Origin of the sequence: Acidovorax sp. HMWF029, from assembly GCF_003060895.1 — a bacterium.
In the GTDB taxonomy this organism is placed as follows: domain Bacteria; phylum Pseudomonadota; class Gammaproteobacteria; order Burkholderiales; family Burkholderiaceae_C; genus Acidovorax.
Genome location: NZ_QAIH01000260.1, coordinates 1 through 16,159, shown reverse-complemented (window position 1 = coordinate 16,159; position 16,159 = coordinate 1). Strand labels below are relative to the sequence as shown.

12 protein-coding genes and 1 pseudogene are annotated in these 16,159 nt (G+C 64.0%); 10 read left to right on the top strand and 3 right to left on the bottom strand.

The window, feature by feature from the left end; translation table 11 throughout:
- From mutS to DBR12_RS18550, 8 genes and pseudogenes are all read left to right on the top strand, one after another.
- Nucleotides 1-1,861: pseudogene (mutS, locus tag DBR12_RS18585) on the top strand (DNA mismatch repair protein MutS); the annotation flags it as partial.
- Nucleotides 1,862-2,336: 475 nt separating this feature from the next.
- Entirely contained in the window at nt 2,337-3,164 is an 828-nt protein-coding gene (locus DBR12_RS18580; RefSeq protein WP_108618615.1) for a proteasome-type protease, read from the top strand.
- A 50-nt stretch (nt 3,165-3,214) separates the two neighbouring features.
- Entirely contained in the window at nt 3,215-4,036 is an 822-nt protein-coding gene (locus tag DBR12_RS18575) for an alpha/beta fold hydrolase (RefSeq protein WP_108618614.1), read from the top strand.
- 173 nt (nt 4,037-4,209) lie between these two features.
- Nucleotides 4,210-5,031: a carotenoid biosynthesis protein gene (locus DBR12_RS18570; RefSeq protein WP_108618613.1), complete on the top strand. Its 822-nt coding sequence runs from the start codon at nt 4,210-4,212 to the stop codon at nt 5,029-5,031.
- Nucleotides 5,028-6,506: an oxygenase MpaB family protein gene (locus DBR12_RS18565; RefSeq protein ID WP_108618619.1), complete on the top strand. Its 1,479-nt coding sequence runs from the start codon at nt 5,028-5,030 to the stop codon at nt 6,504-6,506. The genes DBR12_RS18570 and DBR12_RS18565 overlap by 4 nt, the downstream gene beginning before the upstream one ends.
- Nucleotides 6,507-6,619: 113 nt before the next feature.
- Complete coding sequence (locus tag DBR12_RS18560; protein ID WP_233244860.1) at nt 6,620-8,308, top strand: diguanylate cyclase; 1,689 nt, start codon at nt 6,620-6,622, stop codon at nt 8,306-8,308.
- A 17-nt stretch (nt 8,309-8,325) separates the two neighbouring features.
- Nucleotides 8,326-10,092 (top strand): diguanylate cyclase domain-containing protein, encoded by a 1,767-nt coding sequence (locus DBR12_RS18555; RefSeq protein ID WP_369861669.1) that lies wholly within the window; start codon nt 8,326-8,328, stop codon nt 10,090-10,092.
- A 131-nt stretch (nt 10,093-10,223) separates the two neighbouring features.
- Complete coding sequence (locus DBR12_RS18550) at nt 10,224-11,714, top strand: FAD-binding oxidoreductase (protein WP_108618611.1); 1,491 nt, start codon at nt 10,224-10,226, stop codon at nt 11,712-11,714.
- 37 nt (nt 11,715-11,751) lie between these two features.
- On the opposite strand, the gene DBR12_RS18545 is transcribed toward DBR12_RS18550, so the two are convergent.
- The 3 genes from DBR12_RS18545 to DBR12_RS18535 all read right to left on the bottom strand — a co-directional run bounded on the left by DBR12_RS18545 (nt 11,752) and on the right by DBR12_RS18535 (nt 14,935).
- The gene (locus DBR12_RS18545) at nt 11,752-13,080 is read right to left on the bottom strand and encodes a diguanylate cyclase domain-containing protein (protein ID WP_108618610.1); all 1,329 of its coding nucleotides are present in this window, start codon (nt 13,078-13,080) and stop codon (nt 11,752-11,754) included.
- 171 nt (nt 13,081-13,251) lie between these two features.
- Nucleotides 13,252-14,100 carry a MipA/OmpV family protein gene (locus DBR12_RS18540; RefSeq protein ID WP_108618609.1) on the bottom strand — a complete coding sequence of 283 codons (849 nt, stop codon included), beginning with the start codon at nt 14,098-14,100 and terminating at the stop codon, nt 13,252-13,254.
- 10 nt (nt 14,101-14,110) lie between these two features.
- Nucleotides 14,111-14,935, bottom strand: a complete 825-nt coding sequence (locus DBR12_RS18535) for an undecaprenyl-diphosphate phosphatase (protein ID WP_108618617.1) — start codon at nt 14,933-14,935, stop codon at nt 14,111-14,113.
- Between the two features lie 232 nt (nt 14,936-15,167).
- On the opposite strand from DBR12_RS18535, the gene DBR12_RS18530 reads away from it, so the two are divergent.
- Both DBR12_RS18530 and DBR12_RS18525 read left to right on the top strand, forming a co-directional pair.
- Nucleotides 15,168-15,578 (top strand): DUF2306 domain-containing protein, encoded by a 411-nt coding sequence (locus DBR12_RS18530; protein ID WP_108618608.1) that lies wholly within the window; start codon nt 15,168-15,170, stop codon nt 15,576-15,578.
- A gap of 46 nt (nt 15,579-15,624) precedes the next feature.
- On the top strand, nt 15,625-16,159 hold a 535-nt coding region (locus DBR12_RS18525; RefSeq protein ID WP_108618616.1), incomplete at its 3' end, for a DUF6622 family protein.

Genomic DNA, 16,159 nt, shown 5'->3' with positions numbered 1-16,159 from the left:
CACGCAGGGCCGCGCGCTCACCCATGTGCACAGCGTGCAGGTGCAGCGCAACGACGACCTCATCGACCTGCCCGCCACAACGCGGCGCAACCTGGAGCTGGTCAAGACCCTGCGAGGCGACGATGCGCCAACTCTGTTCTCGCTGCTGGACACCTGCATGACCGGCATGGGCAGCCGCCTGCTCAAGACCTGGCTGCTGGAGCCGCGCCGCGACCGCGCCGAGGCACGGCAGCGCCTGTCGGCCACCACAGCCTTGCGAGGTGCGGGCGGCGCAGGCGGTGGCTCTGGCCCCTGGGCCACGCTGCGTGGCGAACTCAAGGGCGTGAGCGATGTGGAGCGCATTACCGCCCGCATTGCGCTGCGCCAGGTGCGCCCGCGCGAACTGGTGGGCTTGGGAAAAACGCTACAAAAATCAGAGCTGCTAGCGGTTAATGGACGCGCGCCAGAGCCATTTTTGGTTCAAATTTTTAGCCATCTGCAACCGCCCGAAGGCTGCACGGCGCTGCTGCAGGCCGCCATTGCCGAGGAGCCCGCCGCCCTGGTGCGCGACGGCGGCGTGATCGCCAACGGCTTCGACACCGAGCTGGACGAGCTGCGCGCCATCCAGACCAATTGCGACGACTTCCTGCTGGAGCTGGAAACGCGCGAGAAAGCCCGCACCGGCATCGCCAACCTGCGCGTGCAGTTCAACAAGGTGCACGGCTTCTACATCGAAGTGACCAGCAGCAACCTGGACCGCGTGCCCGACGACTACCGCCGCCGCCAGACGCTCAAGAACGCCGAGCGTTTCATCACCCCCGAACTCAAGGCGTTTGAAGACAAAGCCCTGTCGGCCAACGAGCGCGCCCTGGCGCGCGAGAAGTGGCTGTACGAGCAGATCCTCGACCAGCTGCAGCCCCACGTGCCCGCCCTCACCCGCCTGGCGCAGGCGCTAGCCACTCTGGATGTGCTGTGCACGCTGGCCGAGCGCTCGCTCACCCTGAACTGGTGCGCGCCGCAGTTTGTGCCCGAGCCCTGCATCGAGATCGAAGGTGGCCGCCACCCGGTGGTCGAAGCCCGCCTGGCCGAGACGTCGAGCGGCAGCTTCATCGCCAACCACACGCGCCTGAACGCCAACACGCGCATGCAGGTCATCACCGGCCCCAACATGGGCGGTAAATCGACCTATATGCGGCAGGTGGCGCTGATCGTGCTGCTGGCCAGCATCGGCAGCCATGTGCCCGCCGCGAGCTGCCGCCTGGGGCCCATCGACGCCATCCACACCCGCATCGGCGCGGCCGACGACCTGGCCAACGCGCAGTCCACCTTCATGCTGGAGATGACCGAGGCCGCGCAGATATTGCACGCGGCCACGCCGCACAGCCTGGTGCTGATGGACGAGATCGGCCGGGGCACCAGCACTTTTGACGGCCTGGCGCTGGCCAGCGGCATTGCCACCCATCTGCACGACAAGACCCGCGCCTTCACGCTGTTTGCCACTCACTATTTCGAACTGACCGAACTGCCCACCAAGGCGCGGCACGCAATCAACATGCATGTGAGCGCCACGGAGAGCGGCGCGGACATCGTGTTCCTGCACGAGATCCAGCCCGGCCCCGCCAGCCGCAGCTACGGGATCCAGGTGGCCAAACTGGCCGGCATGCCCTCGCCCGTGCTGCACCACGCGCGCCATGCGCTGGCCGCGCTGGAAGAGCGCGCGGGCGAGGACGAGTTGCAGGTGGACCTGTTTGCCGCCCCCGAGGTGCCCGAGAGCGCGGGCGCCAGCCCTGTGGAAGCCGCGCTGGCCAGCATCAACCCCGATGCGCTGAGCCCGCGCGAGGCGCTGGATGCGCTTTACCAACTCAAGAAGATGGTGGGCTGAAACGGCAACGCCACGCGTAGCCCTTCGAAGGCCGCCACCCGAGAACCTGTTCAAGAGCTTTTCGGGGATCCCATTGGCAAGGGACTTGTGCGACTCAGAAAAGACCTGGAACAGGTCCTCACAGACTTTGACGAGGGTGCCGTGCGGATAGCGCAGCACCGGGCTTTGACACCTGCAGCCTTAATGGGGGGGTTGCCGCCAGAATCCACGAAGTCCACACCACAAGCCCTCAACAACGCCAGCGCTGGATGAGAGGGCGCCAAGCCAGTCGTGTGAGAGCGGCAGAGCAAGCATGGCATTCGCCCCAAAATCCGGGTGGAAATTGCCGCCTCCGCGCAACCACAAAGAAAAGAATGCTATCAAATTTATAACAACCATTGGATCCTGTTAGGCGGGTGGCAACACGCCCCCCTGCGCCCGAGCACGCGCACGACTAAACTCGAGGGTTCCCCAAACCACTGATCCACACCTGTTCATGACGTACTGCGTCGCCATCAAACTCAACGCCGGGCTGGTTTTCCTGTCCGATTCCCGCACCAACGCCGGTCTCGACCAGATCAGTTCGTTCCGCAAGATGATGGTCTATGAAAAGGCGGGCGACCGCTTCATGGTGCTGCTGTCGGCTGGCAATCTGTCAATCTCGCAGTCCGTTCGCGAGATCCTGCAGAACGAACAGATCAAGGACAGCGACTCTGGCGAAGGCATCACGATCTGGAACGCCAAGAGCATGTTCGATGCGGCCCGCGTGCTGGGCTCTGCCGTGCGCCATGTGCACGAACGCGATGGCGCCGCGCTCAAGCGCTCGGGTGTGGACTTCAATGTGTCCATGGTGTTCGGCGGCCAGATCAAGGGCGAAGGCATGCGCCTGTTCCAGGTCTACTCGGCTGGTAATTTCATCGAAGCGACGTCGGAAACGCCGTACTTCCAGGTGGGCGAGTCCAAATACGGCAAGCCTGTGCTGGACCGCGTGCTAACGCCCGAAACACCGCTGGATGAGGCCGCCAAATGCGCGCTGGTATCCATGGACAGCACGCTCAAGTCCAACCTGTCGGTGGGTCTGCCGCTGGATCTGGTGGTGTACGAGGCCGACCGTTTCGCCACCGACAAGGTGGTCTGCATCGACGAGAACAACCCCTACTTCCGCATGCTGCACGACAGTTGGGGCCAGAAGCTGCGCCAGGTGTTCGACAGCATTGAGGACCCGGCCTGGAGCGGTGGCGCGACTGAGGTGCCCATCATGGTGACGCCCACTCGCAGCAAGCCGCTCAAGAAGATCACTACCCACACCGACCGGCTCATCTAAGCCTATCGGGCCGCCCTGCCCCCCTTGCCCTGCCGGTACGCCTTTTGCCCATGCTCCCCATCGTTTTTTCTCACGCCAACAGCTTCCCCGCAGGCACATACCGCCTGCTGTTCAAGCTGCTCAAGGCCCGAGGTTTCCAGATCAGCGCGGTGGAGCGCTATGGCCATGACCCTCAGTACCCGGTGACCAACAACTGGCCCCACCTGGTACAGCACCTGGCCGACTTTGCCACCGCGCAGGTGGATCGGCTGGGGCAGCCGGTGTTCCTCGTAGGGCATTCACTGGGCGGCTTCCTGAGCGTGATGGCGGCGGCCCGCCACCCCGAGCTGGTGCGCGGCGTGCTGCTGATCGACTCGCCGCTGATCGGCGGCTGGAAAGCCAACGTGGTCGGCGTGGCCAAGCGGGCGCAGGTGGTGGGTTCGATATCGCCCGGGCGGGTGAGCCGCCAGCGCCGCTTCAGCTGGGCTAGCAACGAAGAGGCGCTGGAGCATTTCCGCAAGAAGAAGGCCTTTGCCCGCTGGCACCCCGAGGTGTTGCAGGACTACATCGCCAACGGCCTACAGGACCACGATGGCAAACGCGTCTTGAGCTTTGACCGCGCGGTGGAAACGGCCATCTACAACACCCTGCCCCACAACCTGGGCCGCCTGCTCAGCGCGCACCCACTGCAGTGCCCGGCCGCCTTCATCGGGGGACGCGACTCCGAAGAGATGAAGCAAGTAGGCATGGCCATGACGCTGCGCATCACCGAGGGCCGCACCATGATGCTGGACGGCAGCCACCTCTTCCCCATGGAGCAGCCACAGGCCACGGCAGCGGCCATCGAGGCCGCACTGCTGAATCTCGCCTCGCTCACGCCCACCCGGGGCTGAGAGCGCGCGCCAGCGGCAGCCGCGCGTGGACGGACCTTCCTATATCACCAAAACCCGCGATGCTGCGCCCATAACAACGCCGCAATTGCCTTCTTTGATCAGGGCAAACAGGGAGCACGGACCTCCGGGCAATCCCCTACACTGGAGGATTGTTACAGCGTGATACACCCGACATGCCTGCACAGTTTTTCCATGCCTCCCGCCTGCCCGTACTGAGCTACTTGCTCTTGGCAGTCTATCTTGTCATCCTTGCGTTTCGTACGCACAACGACACGACCATGGCTCTGGTTGTAGCATCGGTGGTGATGTTTGCCTGCTGCTGGGCCAGCGCCACGCACCTGCTGGGTGCCAGGCCCGCGCTGCAGTTTGTGCTGATTGCCGTGAGCTTTGGATGGTTTGCCGAGCAAATGGGGTCGTCGCGGGGCTGGTTTTTTGGCCACTACACCTACACCGATGTGCTGGGACCGCGCCTGGGTGATGTGCCCATCGTCATTCCGCTGATGTGGTTTGCGCTGACCTACGCAGGATACGTGATTGCCAACCTGATCGTGTGGCAAAGCCCGGTGGACGGCGTGCGGGGGCTGGGCAACACCGTCATGCTGTCATTTCTGGCGGCGATGATCGTCACGGCGTTTGACCTGGGCGCCGACCCCTACATGGTGTACACCCTCAAGGCCTGGATCATGACCAAAACCGATGGGGCCTGGTTTGGCGAGACGGTGCAGGGCTTCTTTGGCTGGGTGTTTGTCTCTTTTGTGATTATTCTGGGCTTTCGCATGTCAGTCCGCTCGCTGGCAATGCAGCCCAGCAGCCCGTTTTTGCGCCACCATGCGCTGGTACCGCTTGCACTGTATGGGAGCAACATGGTGTTTCAGATGATGCTCGGCAACCCCGTCGAAATCCGCTCGATTGCACCATTTGCAATGGGCATCCCCCTACTGTGCGCGCTGGCAGGCTACCAGCGTTGGGCGGCCCCGGCAAAGGCCCGCGCATGAGCAAGAACACATTGCCATTGCACCCCCACCCCATTTCGGATGCCGAACTGGCAGGCATGCAGCACCGCGCCGATCCGCTGGCCGACAAGACCATCGCCGACATCCTGGGCAGCTGGCCCGCAGGGGATGTCGCGGTGGACGCCCCCCAGTGGGCCCGCATCGACACCGTGAACCGCCTGTTCGGCCAGTGGACGGACAACCAGAGCCTCGTTGGATGGACCGCACAGGGCGACGGGGTAGACGCAGACATGGCCCGGGCGCTGAACCACTACGTGGAGACCGCCCAGGTGCTGCCGCCCTGGGCCGAAGCGAAAAAGATCGAACGCGCCGAGAAACTCTTCATGGAGCATGGGGCGCTGTCGTGCATTCTGCTGTTCTGCGCCAGCCTGCCCGAGTGTTATGTGATTCCCGACCTCTCCAGCGTGCTTCACACATCGGGCCAGCTTGAACAGAACGCTGAGTACCGCATCCGCTCCACCGCCGCGATGATCTTCCCCGTGATGATGCACGGCGGCTTGAGCCAGCGCGGCGCGGGCGTGGCCCAGGTGCTCAAGGTACGGCTGATCCACGCCACCATCCGTAACCTGATCCTGCACGGCAGCCCGCAAAGCGCTGTCGAACAGATGCTGGCCGGGGGCAGCGGGCGTGTAGCACCGCAAGCCGTGCCCATCGGGGGCGGACGCCAGGCCATGTTCAAGACGCTTTATGCCCGTGGTTGGAACCTGCAGGGCGACGGCCTGCCCTGCAACCAGGAGGAGCTGGCCTACACCTTGCTTACCTTTGGGTACGTGTTTCTGCGCAGCCTGCGCCGCCTGGGAATAGGCTTGAGCGTGGCCGATGAAGAGGCCTACCTGCATGCCTGGAATGTGGTGGGGCACATCCTTGGCATCGACCAGGCCCTGATGGTGGACACGATGGACCAGGGCGAGGCCCTGATGGCTCGAATGCAAGCCCGAGGCCGTGCAGAACCTGTGTTGCCCGATCCACGCCCCGCCCTGGGCCGAGCCTTGATGCAGACCATGGAGAACTCGCTGCCCTGGAGCATTGTGAAGCCCTTCCCTGAACTCATGACGCGCTACCTGTGCGGGCGCGACACCGCCAGCGACCTGGGCCTGACCCAGCGCGCGCCTTGGCCATCGGCGCTGCTGTTTTGGAGTGTATTGCTGGTCGCGCGGGCCGTTGACACGCTGCTACGGATGGTATTGCCACGCTTTTCCATCGTGCGGACGCTCACCCGCATCCTGGGCTACCACATCATGAGCCGCGTGCTGATGAGCCAGACCCGCCCCCTGCAACTGCCCACCGAACTGCTCAACCAAGTGGACGAGGTGGTGCACAGCTGGAGCGACGACCCCCATGCGCCAGGCTGGCTCAACCGGATTGAAGACCGGTTGACCACCCATGGTAGCTGGAGCCCGGGGCTGGCACGCAAGGCGCAGGCTGAAGGCTCTCCGCAGGCGCAGCAACCCGCGTAGCCATTGTTTACACGAGGCCGATGTACTCGCTGCTATGCACCCTCCTGATGCTGGCTAGGCGTTGGCGCACGCATTGCGGCGCCGCAGCCACCCTGCTGTGTTTGGTCGCGCCCATGACTCTGTCCCTGGGAGCGCAGGCGGCATCGCCCCTCGTGCTGACTCCGGAACAGTCTCAGGTGGATGCATGGGGGGCTATCGCGATCAAGGCCGACCCCACTTACGAGCTCTCAGTGCATGACATGCTGAGCCGACTGCGAGCTTTCGATGCACCTGCCCAGCGGGGAGGGTCCCTGGGCGTGCACAAAGCGGCGATGTGGCTGCACATTCCTGTCATTGCGCCCGAGGCACCACGCACCCCCTGGGTGGTCAACATCGGCTACGGCTCGCTGCAAGCCGACATCTTCCTGACCAGTGGCGGCAGGGTGCTCAAGCACGTCAGTACGCGCCAGCCAGGCCAGACCCTGTTGTCCAGCCGCACGCCCGCGATGGCACTCGACTTGCAGGCCGGGCAGGCATATGACCTGCTGATACGGGTGCAGGCCACTGGGCCGCTGATCCTTCCTATCACTGTCGGCGAAATGGCCCATCAGATGCACGAGGCCCTGCGTGAGCAGATGCTGCAAGGCCTTCTCAATGGGCTGGCAGCCTGCCTGTTGGTGTACAGCCTGATCCAGTGGACCACGCAACGCGAGCCTCTGTTCGGCTTTTACGCGCTGGTGGTGTTTGGCAGCGCAGGCTTTTCGCTGCAGTTCTTCGGCATTGGCGAGCAGTTTTTATGGCCGGGCAATCTGTGGATGAGCAGGTATGCAGGCTTGGCCGCAGGGCTGATCGCGCTGGCAGGTTCCTTCCTCTTCCTGGGCGCCGCCCTGGCAGACAACCCGCAAAGCCGTTACGCCCGCGCCATGCGCACTGGCGCAGCGATCACTGCGGTGGTCTGTGTGGCAGTCATGCTCGGCTGGTTGAGCGTGCCCATCGCCATTGCCTTCATGAGCTTGGCTGCCCCCCTGCCCTCGATCATCAGTTTGCCCGTAGCCATCGCGCGGGTGCGGCAGAAGGATCCCATCGGCGCCACACTGCTGGCGGCCTGGACCGCCTACGGGGTGGGCGCTACACTCTTTGTGTGCCTCGTCCAGGGCTGGGTGCCCGCCAACTTCTGGACACTGCACTCGTTCCAGTTCGGCGCCACTCTCGACATGCTGCTGTTCCTGCGGGTCATGGGACTGCGCGCCAACGCCATGCGACTCAAAGCACAAGAGGCGCTGCGCGAGCGGGACCTGATGCATTCGCTCGCACATAGCGATCCCCTGACGGGCCTGAACAACCGGCGCGGCCTTCAGCAGGCATTGCAGGCTGCGCTGGCCTCCTCATCAGACCGCAGCCTGGTAGCGGTGTACCTGATGGACCTGGATGGATTCAAGCCCGTCAACGACTCTTACGGCCACGACGTGGGCGACGATCTTCTGGTGGCTGTAGGCCAGCGGCTGCAAGCCAGCGTCCGACAGCAAACCGACTTAGTGGCCCGCCTGGGCGGGGACGAATTCATCATCATGGCCTGCCACCTCGAAACACCTCAGCAGGCAGATGATCTGGGCCGTGCATTGCTGCGGGCCTTCGACCAGCCGTTTTGCCTCGGCGATCTGCGCCTGAAAGTCGGCTTGACCATCGGCTACGCACTGGCCCCCATCGACAGCGACGACCCGCTGAGGCTTATCCGCCTGGCCGACGCGGCCATGTACGCAGGCAAGCAGGGGGGTAAACGCTCGATCCGGCGCAACAGTGGCGAATTGGCGCTTACACCATGACATCAGCCCTTCGCTCCATGCCCTGTTGGCCCTTGCTTCGGCTGCGTCACACCCTTTGGCTGGCGTTGCTGTGGGCATTACTGGCCTGCCCTGGAGCGTGGGCCAATAGCCCCCTCTTGCAGCTCAACGATGACAAGCGCGCCGTCGACGCCTGGCCTGCCGTCACGATGCTGAGCGACCCCAGCCTCCAGCTCTCTATGCGGGAAGTGCTTGCGCTGCCCGAAAAATTCACCCCCCCACCCAGTGTGGGCGCCACACTGGGCGTGCGGCCTGACGCAGTCTGGCTGCGCATCCCGTTCGAGGTGGCTCCCACCTCTGACGCGCAATGGATTCTGGACATCAACCACTCCGATCTGAACCACATCAGCGTCTACCTCACGACCAGTGGGTACCTGGTCCAGCAAGCCACCCTGGGCAGCATGCATCCGTATGCACAACGCCCTCTGCAAAGCCGCTCCCATGCACTCACGCTGAACCTGCTGTCCGGGCTGCAGTACGAACTGCTGGTGCGTGTCGAGACCCGGGGCGCCATGATTCTGCCCATCACCTTCTACAAGCCTGCAGCCATGCTCAGACAGGCCATCAACGAACAGATGCTGCAAGGTGTTTTGACCGGACTGGCCCTGTGCCTGCTGGTGTATAGCCTGGGACAGTGGCTGAGCCTTCGTGAGCCTCTCTTTATCTACTACGCACTGCTGACATCCGGCAGCCTACTGTTTTCCATGCACCTGTTCGGCTTGGGTCGGCAATTCCTCTGGAGTGAGAGCATCTGGCATGAAGTCCACATGGGAGGGCTATCGGCCTTGCTTGCGACCTGTGGCTCATTCCTCTTCATCGGGCAGGCCCTGGCCGAGCCTGAATCCGATGGCCGTTTTCTGCGCTTCATGCGTGGCGGAGCCGTCCTGTGCGCGCTGCTCGCCGTGGCCTATGGGCTGGATGTGATCTCCACGCGTGCCATCGCGGCCATCGTGAGCATCCTGGGCCTGGTCCCGGCACTGATGGGTATCCCGGGCGCTGCGCGCCGTGCGATCCGGGGTGACGGGGTGGGCACCAGCCTGCTACTGGCCTGGTTGGTCTATTTTGTGGCCACGGCCGTTGTCATCGGTGTCATCAACGGCTGGGTGCCAGTGAACTTCTGGACCATGCACTCCTTCCAGTTCGGTGCAACGCTGGACATGCTGCTCTTCATGCGGGTGCTGGGTCTGCGCACCAAGGCCCTGCGGCTGGAGGCGCTGGATGCCAACCGCGAGCGCGACGTGATGCGCTCACTGGCCCACACCGACCCGTTGACCGGCCTACCCAACCGGCGCGGGCTTAACATCGCACTGGCGTCTGCGCTCTCACGCTGCAGCCCCGAACGGATGCTTGCGGTCTATGTGATGGACCTGGACGGGTTCAAGCCGGTCAATGACCAGCATGGCCACGACGTGGGCGATGAGCTGCTGATCGCTGTAACACGACGCCTGCAAGGCCATGTGCGCCATAGCGACCTGGTGGCGCGCCTGGGTGGGGATGAATTCGTGGTGATGGCCGGGCAGCTGCACAGCCTGCAGCAGGCACAGGAGCTGGGCCACAAGCTGCTGGATGCGTTCCGTGCGCCATTCTCTCTGCACAATGTTCGGGTGGAGGTGGGCCTAACCATCGGCTACGCCATTGCACCCCACGACGGCAACGATGCCATCGGCCTGCTCAAGCTCGCAGACGCCGCCATGTACAGCGGCAAACAGGGCGGCAAGTTCTGCCTGCGCCGCAATACGGGCGACCTGGCGCTGTCTTCCTCCTGACCAGGGCAGGAAGACCCCGAGTCCACCAGTCGGCACGGGCCCAAAAAGCAACGCGGGCCATTTCAAGCTGGTCAACCTGCCGCCTATCCAGTACACACGGGACTTCGTCTTTTCACGGAGGATCGTTCACCATGGCCCATCGCAAAAGCCCTGCCCGCATTGCCAAAGACGCGCGTGTCGCACATTTCCGCTCGCTCGCAGCCCCACAGTCCGCCGCCCTCAAAGCTGCTACGGCACCCGGCCCGGCGCTTGCCTGGGACGCCATTGCCTCGCTGGAAGCCAGGCTTGTGGGCCGCATCGTCCTCCCCTCCAGCCCCGACTACAACGAGGCTCGGCAAGAGTCCAACCCCGCCTTCCAAGCCTATCCCGAGATCATCGTGTACTGCGCCTGCGAGAACGACGTGCTGGAGTGCCTGGCAGTGGCCCGCACCTACAAGGTGTGGGTGGCCGTGCGCTGCGGCGGCCACAGCACGGCGGGCTACTCCGTCAATAGCGGCATGGTGGTGGACCTGAGCGACATGAAGGGCGTGGTGCTGGACCCAGCGCGCGAACGGGTGCATGTGCTGCCCGGCACCGACTTCGACCACTTCAACGGCGCCATGAACCACACCGGCTGGCATGTGCCCACGGGGGCCTGCGGCAGCGTATGTGTAGGCGGCTTCGTGCAAGGCGGGGGCTATGGCTACACGTCGCGCGCCTTCGGCATCCAGAGCGACCTGGTGGAATCGTTCCGGGTGGCCCTGGCCAACGGCACCATCATCACGGCAAATGCCCAGGAGCATCCCGACCTTTTCTGGGCCCTGCGGGGCGGCACCGGTGGCAACTTCGGGGTGGTGCTGCAGGTGACCTACCGCATGTACCGGCTCGACCAGGTATGGGCCTGGGCCATCAGCTGGGACCAGTCCCATGCCGCCCAGGTGCTCACGCTAATGCAAAAGAGCTTCATGAAAACCGGCGCCCCGGATGCGCTGGGCTACATGATGAACCTGGGCTATCAGCAAGGTGTGCCGGTGTACATGGTGCAGGGCATGTTCTGCGGCACCCGCGAGGCCGGCCTGCAGGCCATTGCCCCCCTGCTGGCCATCCCCAGCGCCCAGCTGCTGGTGGATAAGACCGGCACCTATCCCGAAATGAACATCTGGCTCGAAGACCACCCCTACACCTTGCCCGACAACCTGCCGGACGGCGTGGCAGAGACCAAGGCCAGCGGCTATATCAGCACCCCGCTCTCGCCTGCCGACTGGCAGCGCATCATCGACTACTTCAAGACCTCCCCCAACCCCTGGTCCCTGGCCTACCTGGAGCCCTATGGCGGCGCCATCAACCGCTACCCGGTGGCGGGCAGCGCCTTCATCCATCGCCATGTGGATGCCGACCTCGTGGTGGATGTTTTCTGGACCAACGACGCAGAACGCACGCAGATGGAGGCCTGGCTGGACGGCTTCATGCAGCTCGTGAAGCCCTTCCTGAACGGGCATGTCTACCAGAACTACCCGGATGCACGCCTGGCCGATTTTGCGAACGCTTACTGGGGCCCCGCCTATCCCCGGCTGCAGCAGATCAAGGCCACATACGACCCGACCAACTTCTTCCACTTCCAGCAGAGCATCCGGCTGCCCTAGGATTGAACACGCCAGGCCGCAAGAGGCCCGGCCTGGCTCAGGACACCGCCTGCGCGTAGTGCAGCCGCCCCTTGCCCGCGCGCTTGGCTGCATACATGGCCTGATCCGCGCGGTTCATAAGGGCATCAATGTCGACATCCATCGGGGGGGACATCGCCACGCCGATGCTGGCACCAATCGAAAGATCACGCCCATCCACCGCCATGGGCTGGTTCAGGGCCTCGATGATACGGTGGCCGATGACGTCGGTCACATCGCGTGTGACCTCTTGGTCCAGCAGGACCAGGAACTCATCGCCCCCCAGGCGCGCCAGGGTGTCGCCCACCCGCACCGTACTGGCAATGCGCTGAGCCACGATACGCAGCACCTCGTCCCCGGCACGATGGCCTTCGGCATCGTTCACGCGCTTGAAGCCATCCAGGTCGATAAACAACAACGCGACAGCTCCCTGAGTGTGACGGGCCTGCAACAGGGACTGCTCCAGACGCCCCTGGAACGCCGCACGGTTGAGCAGGCCCGTCAGTGAGTCGTGGTTGGCCAGGTAGTGCTGCTGCCGCGCAATCTGGATCTTGGCGGACACATCCTGAACCAACGCCATGATGGAGGAGACTTTGCCATCCTCATCAGTCAGCGCTGAGTTGAACCACTCGCAATGCACTTCGGTTCCATCGGCTCGCACAAAGCTGGTCTCGGCGCGGTTCTGAGACTCTTCGCCCGCCTGTAGGCGCGACAAGGCGAGCTGCAAGCTGTCGTCCATGGAAGTGGGGTCCAACAAATCGGTCAGCAGCCGCCCCTCCAGCCCAGCCACGTGCAGCCAGCCCATTAGCTGAACCGCCCGCTGCGAGCAATGCAGCAGTTGCAGCTTGTGGTCCATCTCCAGCACCGCGAGCGGGCTATTTTCCATGTGGGACGACAACCGCTGGTTGGCAACGCGCAGCGCGTTCATGGTCACCTGCAGCTCATGCACATCCAGCGCCGTGGTGATGAAGCCATCGATGGCCCCCTGGCTGTTATGCCAAGGCGTGAGGCAGATGGTGCGCCACTCGTCAAAACCGTAGGGTGTGCGCAACATGCGCTGGTACTGCACGCGTTCACCATTCAGCACGCGCTCCACGAACGGCATGAAACGCGCGCAGTCCTGCTCGCCATACACATCCACAAGCGTTTTACCCACCAGACGCTCGGGCACCGTGCCAAACCAGCGTGCGTATTCTTCGTTGACGTAGATCATGACCAGGCTGCGATCAATAACCGCCATGGTCGCACCCGCACTGCGGGAGATCAGGTCCAGCAGCTCCGCTTTGGACCAAATTTGCTTGCGCACAACGGCGGAAGGCAGTGACAACGCTGGCTCGTCTTGCATCATGCGGAGGAAGCCCGTCGGGGCATGGTCATCAACAGGAAGACTACAGCCCCGTGTGGCTCGCAGCTGCCGGGGCACTGACAGCGGTCCGCAACGCGCGGCAGAGGGGTTGCCGCAGCTTATCACTTTCGGTAACAGTTGCGCCCCCAAAGGCGGCGAGCCATGCCCAGCCTCTCAGCGACAGCAGCGATAGGCCAGCCCGACGGATATCGAGTAACCCGCAGGCTCCACCGTCAGAGGGCTTCGGCGTGCGTCGCCCTTGAGCTGCGACACCCGGGCAGAGCCCAGGATCACCCAGTGGCGGTTGATGGCTGACATCACCTCCACCCCACCGTCCACGCTGTAGAGGCCTGCACGCGGCTCGAACGCGGGCAGCGGGCTGGCGCCGCCCGCTGGCACGCCAAAGCGCCCCCGCAGGTAGGCACGGTCGCCAAAACTGCCGCCTGCGCCAATGGTGACTTTGGTTTGCTCAGAGAGAGGCCATGTGTATCCCACACTGGCAGACAACTGGGCGCCGCCCTCGCGGCCCAGAATGTCCTGCGACACCCCCGCGCCCACCGACCAACGGTCAGTCATCGCATACCCGGCACTGAGCCGCGCGCGCAGCGTGGAGCGCACCGACGGTAGTCCCACCAGGATGGGAGCATCGGTGCCGTCACGGCCCTTGTCGATGCGCAATGCCGCGCTCAGGCTGAAACGATCACTTTGCGCCAGGGTGGCACTAGCGCCGGACTCGCGGGAAGATCCCAAGCCATGCCCCATGAAAGCGCTGCCGCGTGAGGTACTGAGTCGAAAGCGCCCATATTCAACCGCCCAAGCGGGCCGCAAGCTGCTCTTGCGGCCATCGCCCCCCGCGTAGTCCGGACCGTTGCTGGCAATGGCTCCGAGGGCATAGTGAAGCCTGGGCCCAGCGGACTCGTCCGTCGCCGCAGAGTCTTGCGCCCAGGCAGGCAGCTGGGCAAAACCCGACGCCAACGCCAGAACGCCAGAGCGCAAACAAATCAAACCGGTAGCGCTACGCATGAACGGATTATCAGTCCGCCCACTGCACCCACCCAGTCCACGCTGTCACCAAAACAACGACGCCGAACACAATGCGGTAGTAGGCGAACGGCACGAAGCTGTGGGTGCTGATGTAGCGCAACAACCAGCGCACACAGAGCCAGGCACTAAGGAAAGAAAAGACCAGCCCGGTGAGGAACATGGGCAGGTCCGCCATGGACAGAAGCGCCCGCTCTTTGTAGAGGCTATACACACCCGCGCCGATGAGCGTCGGAATGGCTAAAAAGAAAGAAAAATCGGTGGCTGCCTGCCGCGACAGGCCCAGCAGCATGCCTCCGATGATGGTGGAACCACTGCGGCTGGTGCCGGGAATCATGGCCAGGCACTGCACCAGGCCCACCTTGAGCGCATCCAGCGGTGTCATCTCATCCACGCTGTGCACTCGCGTGGCGGAGGCCGGACGGCGCTCGGCCCACAGGATGATGAAGCCCCCAATGATGAAGGTGCTGGCCACCACAACCGGTGTAAACAGATGCGCCTTGATGGCCTTTCCAAACAGCAGGCCCAGCACCACGGCGGGCAGGAACCCGATGAGCACGTTGAGCGCAAATCGCTGCGCCTGGCGATCGGTGGGCAAAGCCACCAGGGTGGATCGGATCTTCTGCCAGTACACCAGGATCACCGCAAAGATGGCGCCAGTCTGGATTGCAATGTCAAACACCTTGGCCTTGGCGTCGTCAAACCCCAGGAGCGAACCCGCCAGGATCAGGTGCCCGGTGGAAGAGATGGGCAAAAACTCGGTCAGCCCCTCGACGACCCCCATGATGGCGGCCTTGACCAGCAATACAACGTCCACGCGCACTCCTTGCAAATAGGTTCGGGATTATCCGCCGGGCATGCTGGCTCAGCTGACGGCCGGGCGCCGTCTACCGCCCACACGGGCCGCTTTCCCTGCAAAAAACGGCCTGCAACTCACGCCGCGCCCATGCATTTCACGGCCCGGCGATTGCATTTCGTCGCAAGGCCCTGGCTGCGCGTGGGGGCACCCGGCACAGTTCACCCCATCGAACGCGCCAGGAGCACCCGCCATGCAAATCACCCCCGTCATCGCCATCCACCTCGCCGCTGCGCTGGCCGCCGTGGCCATCGGCCCGGTTGCTCTGTGGGCCCGCCAGGGCGCCACGCAACGTCCCCGCCTGCACCGTGCGGCAGGGTACGCCTGGGTCACCCTGATGGTGGCCACGGCAGTGTCCGCCATCTTCATCACCGGCGGCCCCGGCCCGCGCTGGGCCGGTTTTGGACTGATCCACCTGCTCGTCCCGGTGACGCTGGGCATGTTGGTGATGGCCTTCGTCTACCTGGCCCGTCGCAACATCGTGGGCCACCGCAAGACCATGCAGCAGGTCTACATCGGCGCGTGCGTAGTGGCCGGGGGCTTCACCCTGCTGCCAGATCGCTACCTGGGCCACTCGGTGTGGTCTGCGTTGGGTGTGATCTGAAAGCCACTACCCATCCCTCAAAACCCTCTAACCAGGAATCTACGCCATGCTCGCCAACCTTCTCATTCAACACCCCCAAATGCTGGGCGCCATCATCCAGAACACCCCATACTGGGTCTGGGCCCTGCTTGCCGGCCTGATCGCACTTGGCACCAGCCAATTCGTGGGCCGCACCGTCAGCCTGGCGCGGGCCACTGCCATGCCCCTGGCCATGACCGGGCTGTCGGTATACGGCCTGGTGTCGGCCTTCGGCGGCGCCGGGCAGGTCGGCACCTCGGTGGGGGCCTGGCTGGTGGCGGCCTGTGCCATCGCTGGGCTGGCCCTGTGGCTGCAACCTGCGGCGCCCAGCGGCACGCTGTATGCCGCCACCTCGCGCAGCTTCTACATCCCAGGCAGCGCCATGCCGCTGGCGCTGATCCTTGGCATCTTCCTGACCAAGTATTTCGTCGGCGTGGAACTGGCCCTGCAGCCCGCACTGGCCCGCGACAACAGCTTCGCCTTGCAGATCGCCCTGCTGTACGGCGTCTTCAACGGCCTGTTTGCCGCCCGTGCGCTGCGCCTGTGGCGCCTGGTGCAGCGCA

What these genes read in the sequence shown, in the direction of transcription:
- DBR12_RS18555 (WP_369861669.1), top strand. Translation starts at nt 8,326, where the DNA reads ATGCCCTGTTGGCCCTTGCTTCGGCTGCGTCACACCCTTTGGCTGGCG.
- DBR12_RS18545 (WP_108618610.1), bottom strand. Translation starts at nt 13,080, where the DNA reads ATGATGCAAGACGAGCCAGCGTTGTCACTGCCTTCCGCCGTTGTGCGC.
- DBR12_RS18560 (WP_233244860.1), top strand. Translation starts at nt 6,620, where the DNA reads ATGACTCTGTCCCTGGGAGCGCAGGCGGCATCGCCCCTCGTGCTGACT.
- DBR12_RS18580 (WP_108618615.1), top strand. Translation starts at nt 2,337, where the DNA reads ATGACGTACTGCGTCGCCATCAAACTCAACGCCGGGCTGGTTTTCCTG.
- DBR12_RS18570 (WP_108618613.1), top strand. Translation starts at nt 4,210, where the DNA reads ATGCCTGCACAGTTTTTCCATGCCTCCCGCCTGCCCGTACTGAGCTAC.
- DBR12_RS18530 (WP_108618608.1), top strand. Translation starts at nt 15,168, where the DNA reads ATGCAAATCACCCCCGTCATCGCCATCCACCTCGCCGCTGCGCTGGCC.
- DBR12_RS18565 (WP_108618619.1), top strand. Translation starts at nt 5,028, where the DNA reads ATGAGCAAGAACACATTGCCATTGCACCCCCACCCCATTTCGGATGCC.
- DBR12_RS18575 (WP_108618614.1), top strand. Translation starts at nt 3,215, where the DNA reads ATGCTCCCCATCGTTTTTTCTCACGCCAACAGCTTCCCCGCAGGCACA.
- DBR12_RS18550 (WP_108618611.1), top strand. Translation starts at nt 10,224, where the DNA reads ATGGCCCATCGCAAAAGCCCTGCCCGCATTGCCAAAGACGCGCGTGTC.
- DBR12_RS18540 (WP_108618609.1), bottom strand. Translation starts at nt 14,100, where the DNA reads ATGCGTAGCGCTACCGGTTTGATTTGTTTGCGCTCTGGCGTTCTGGCG.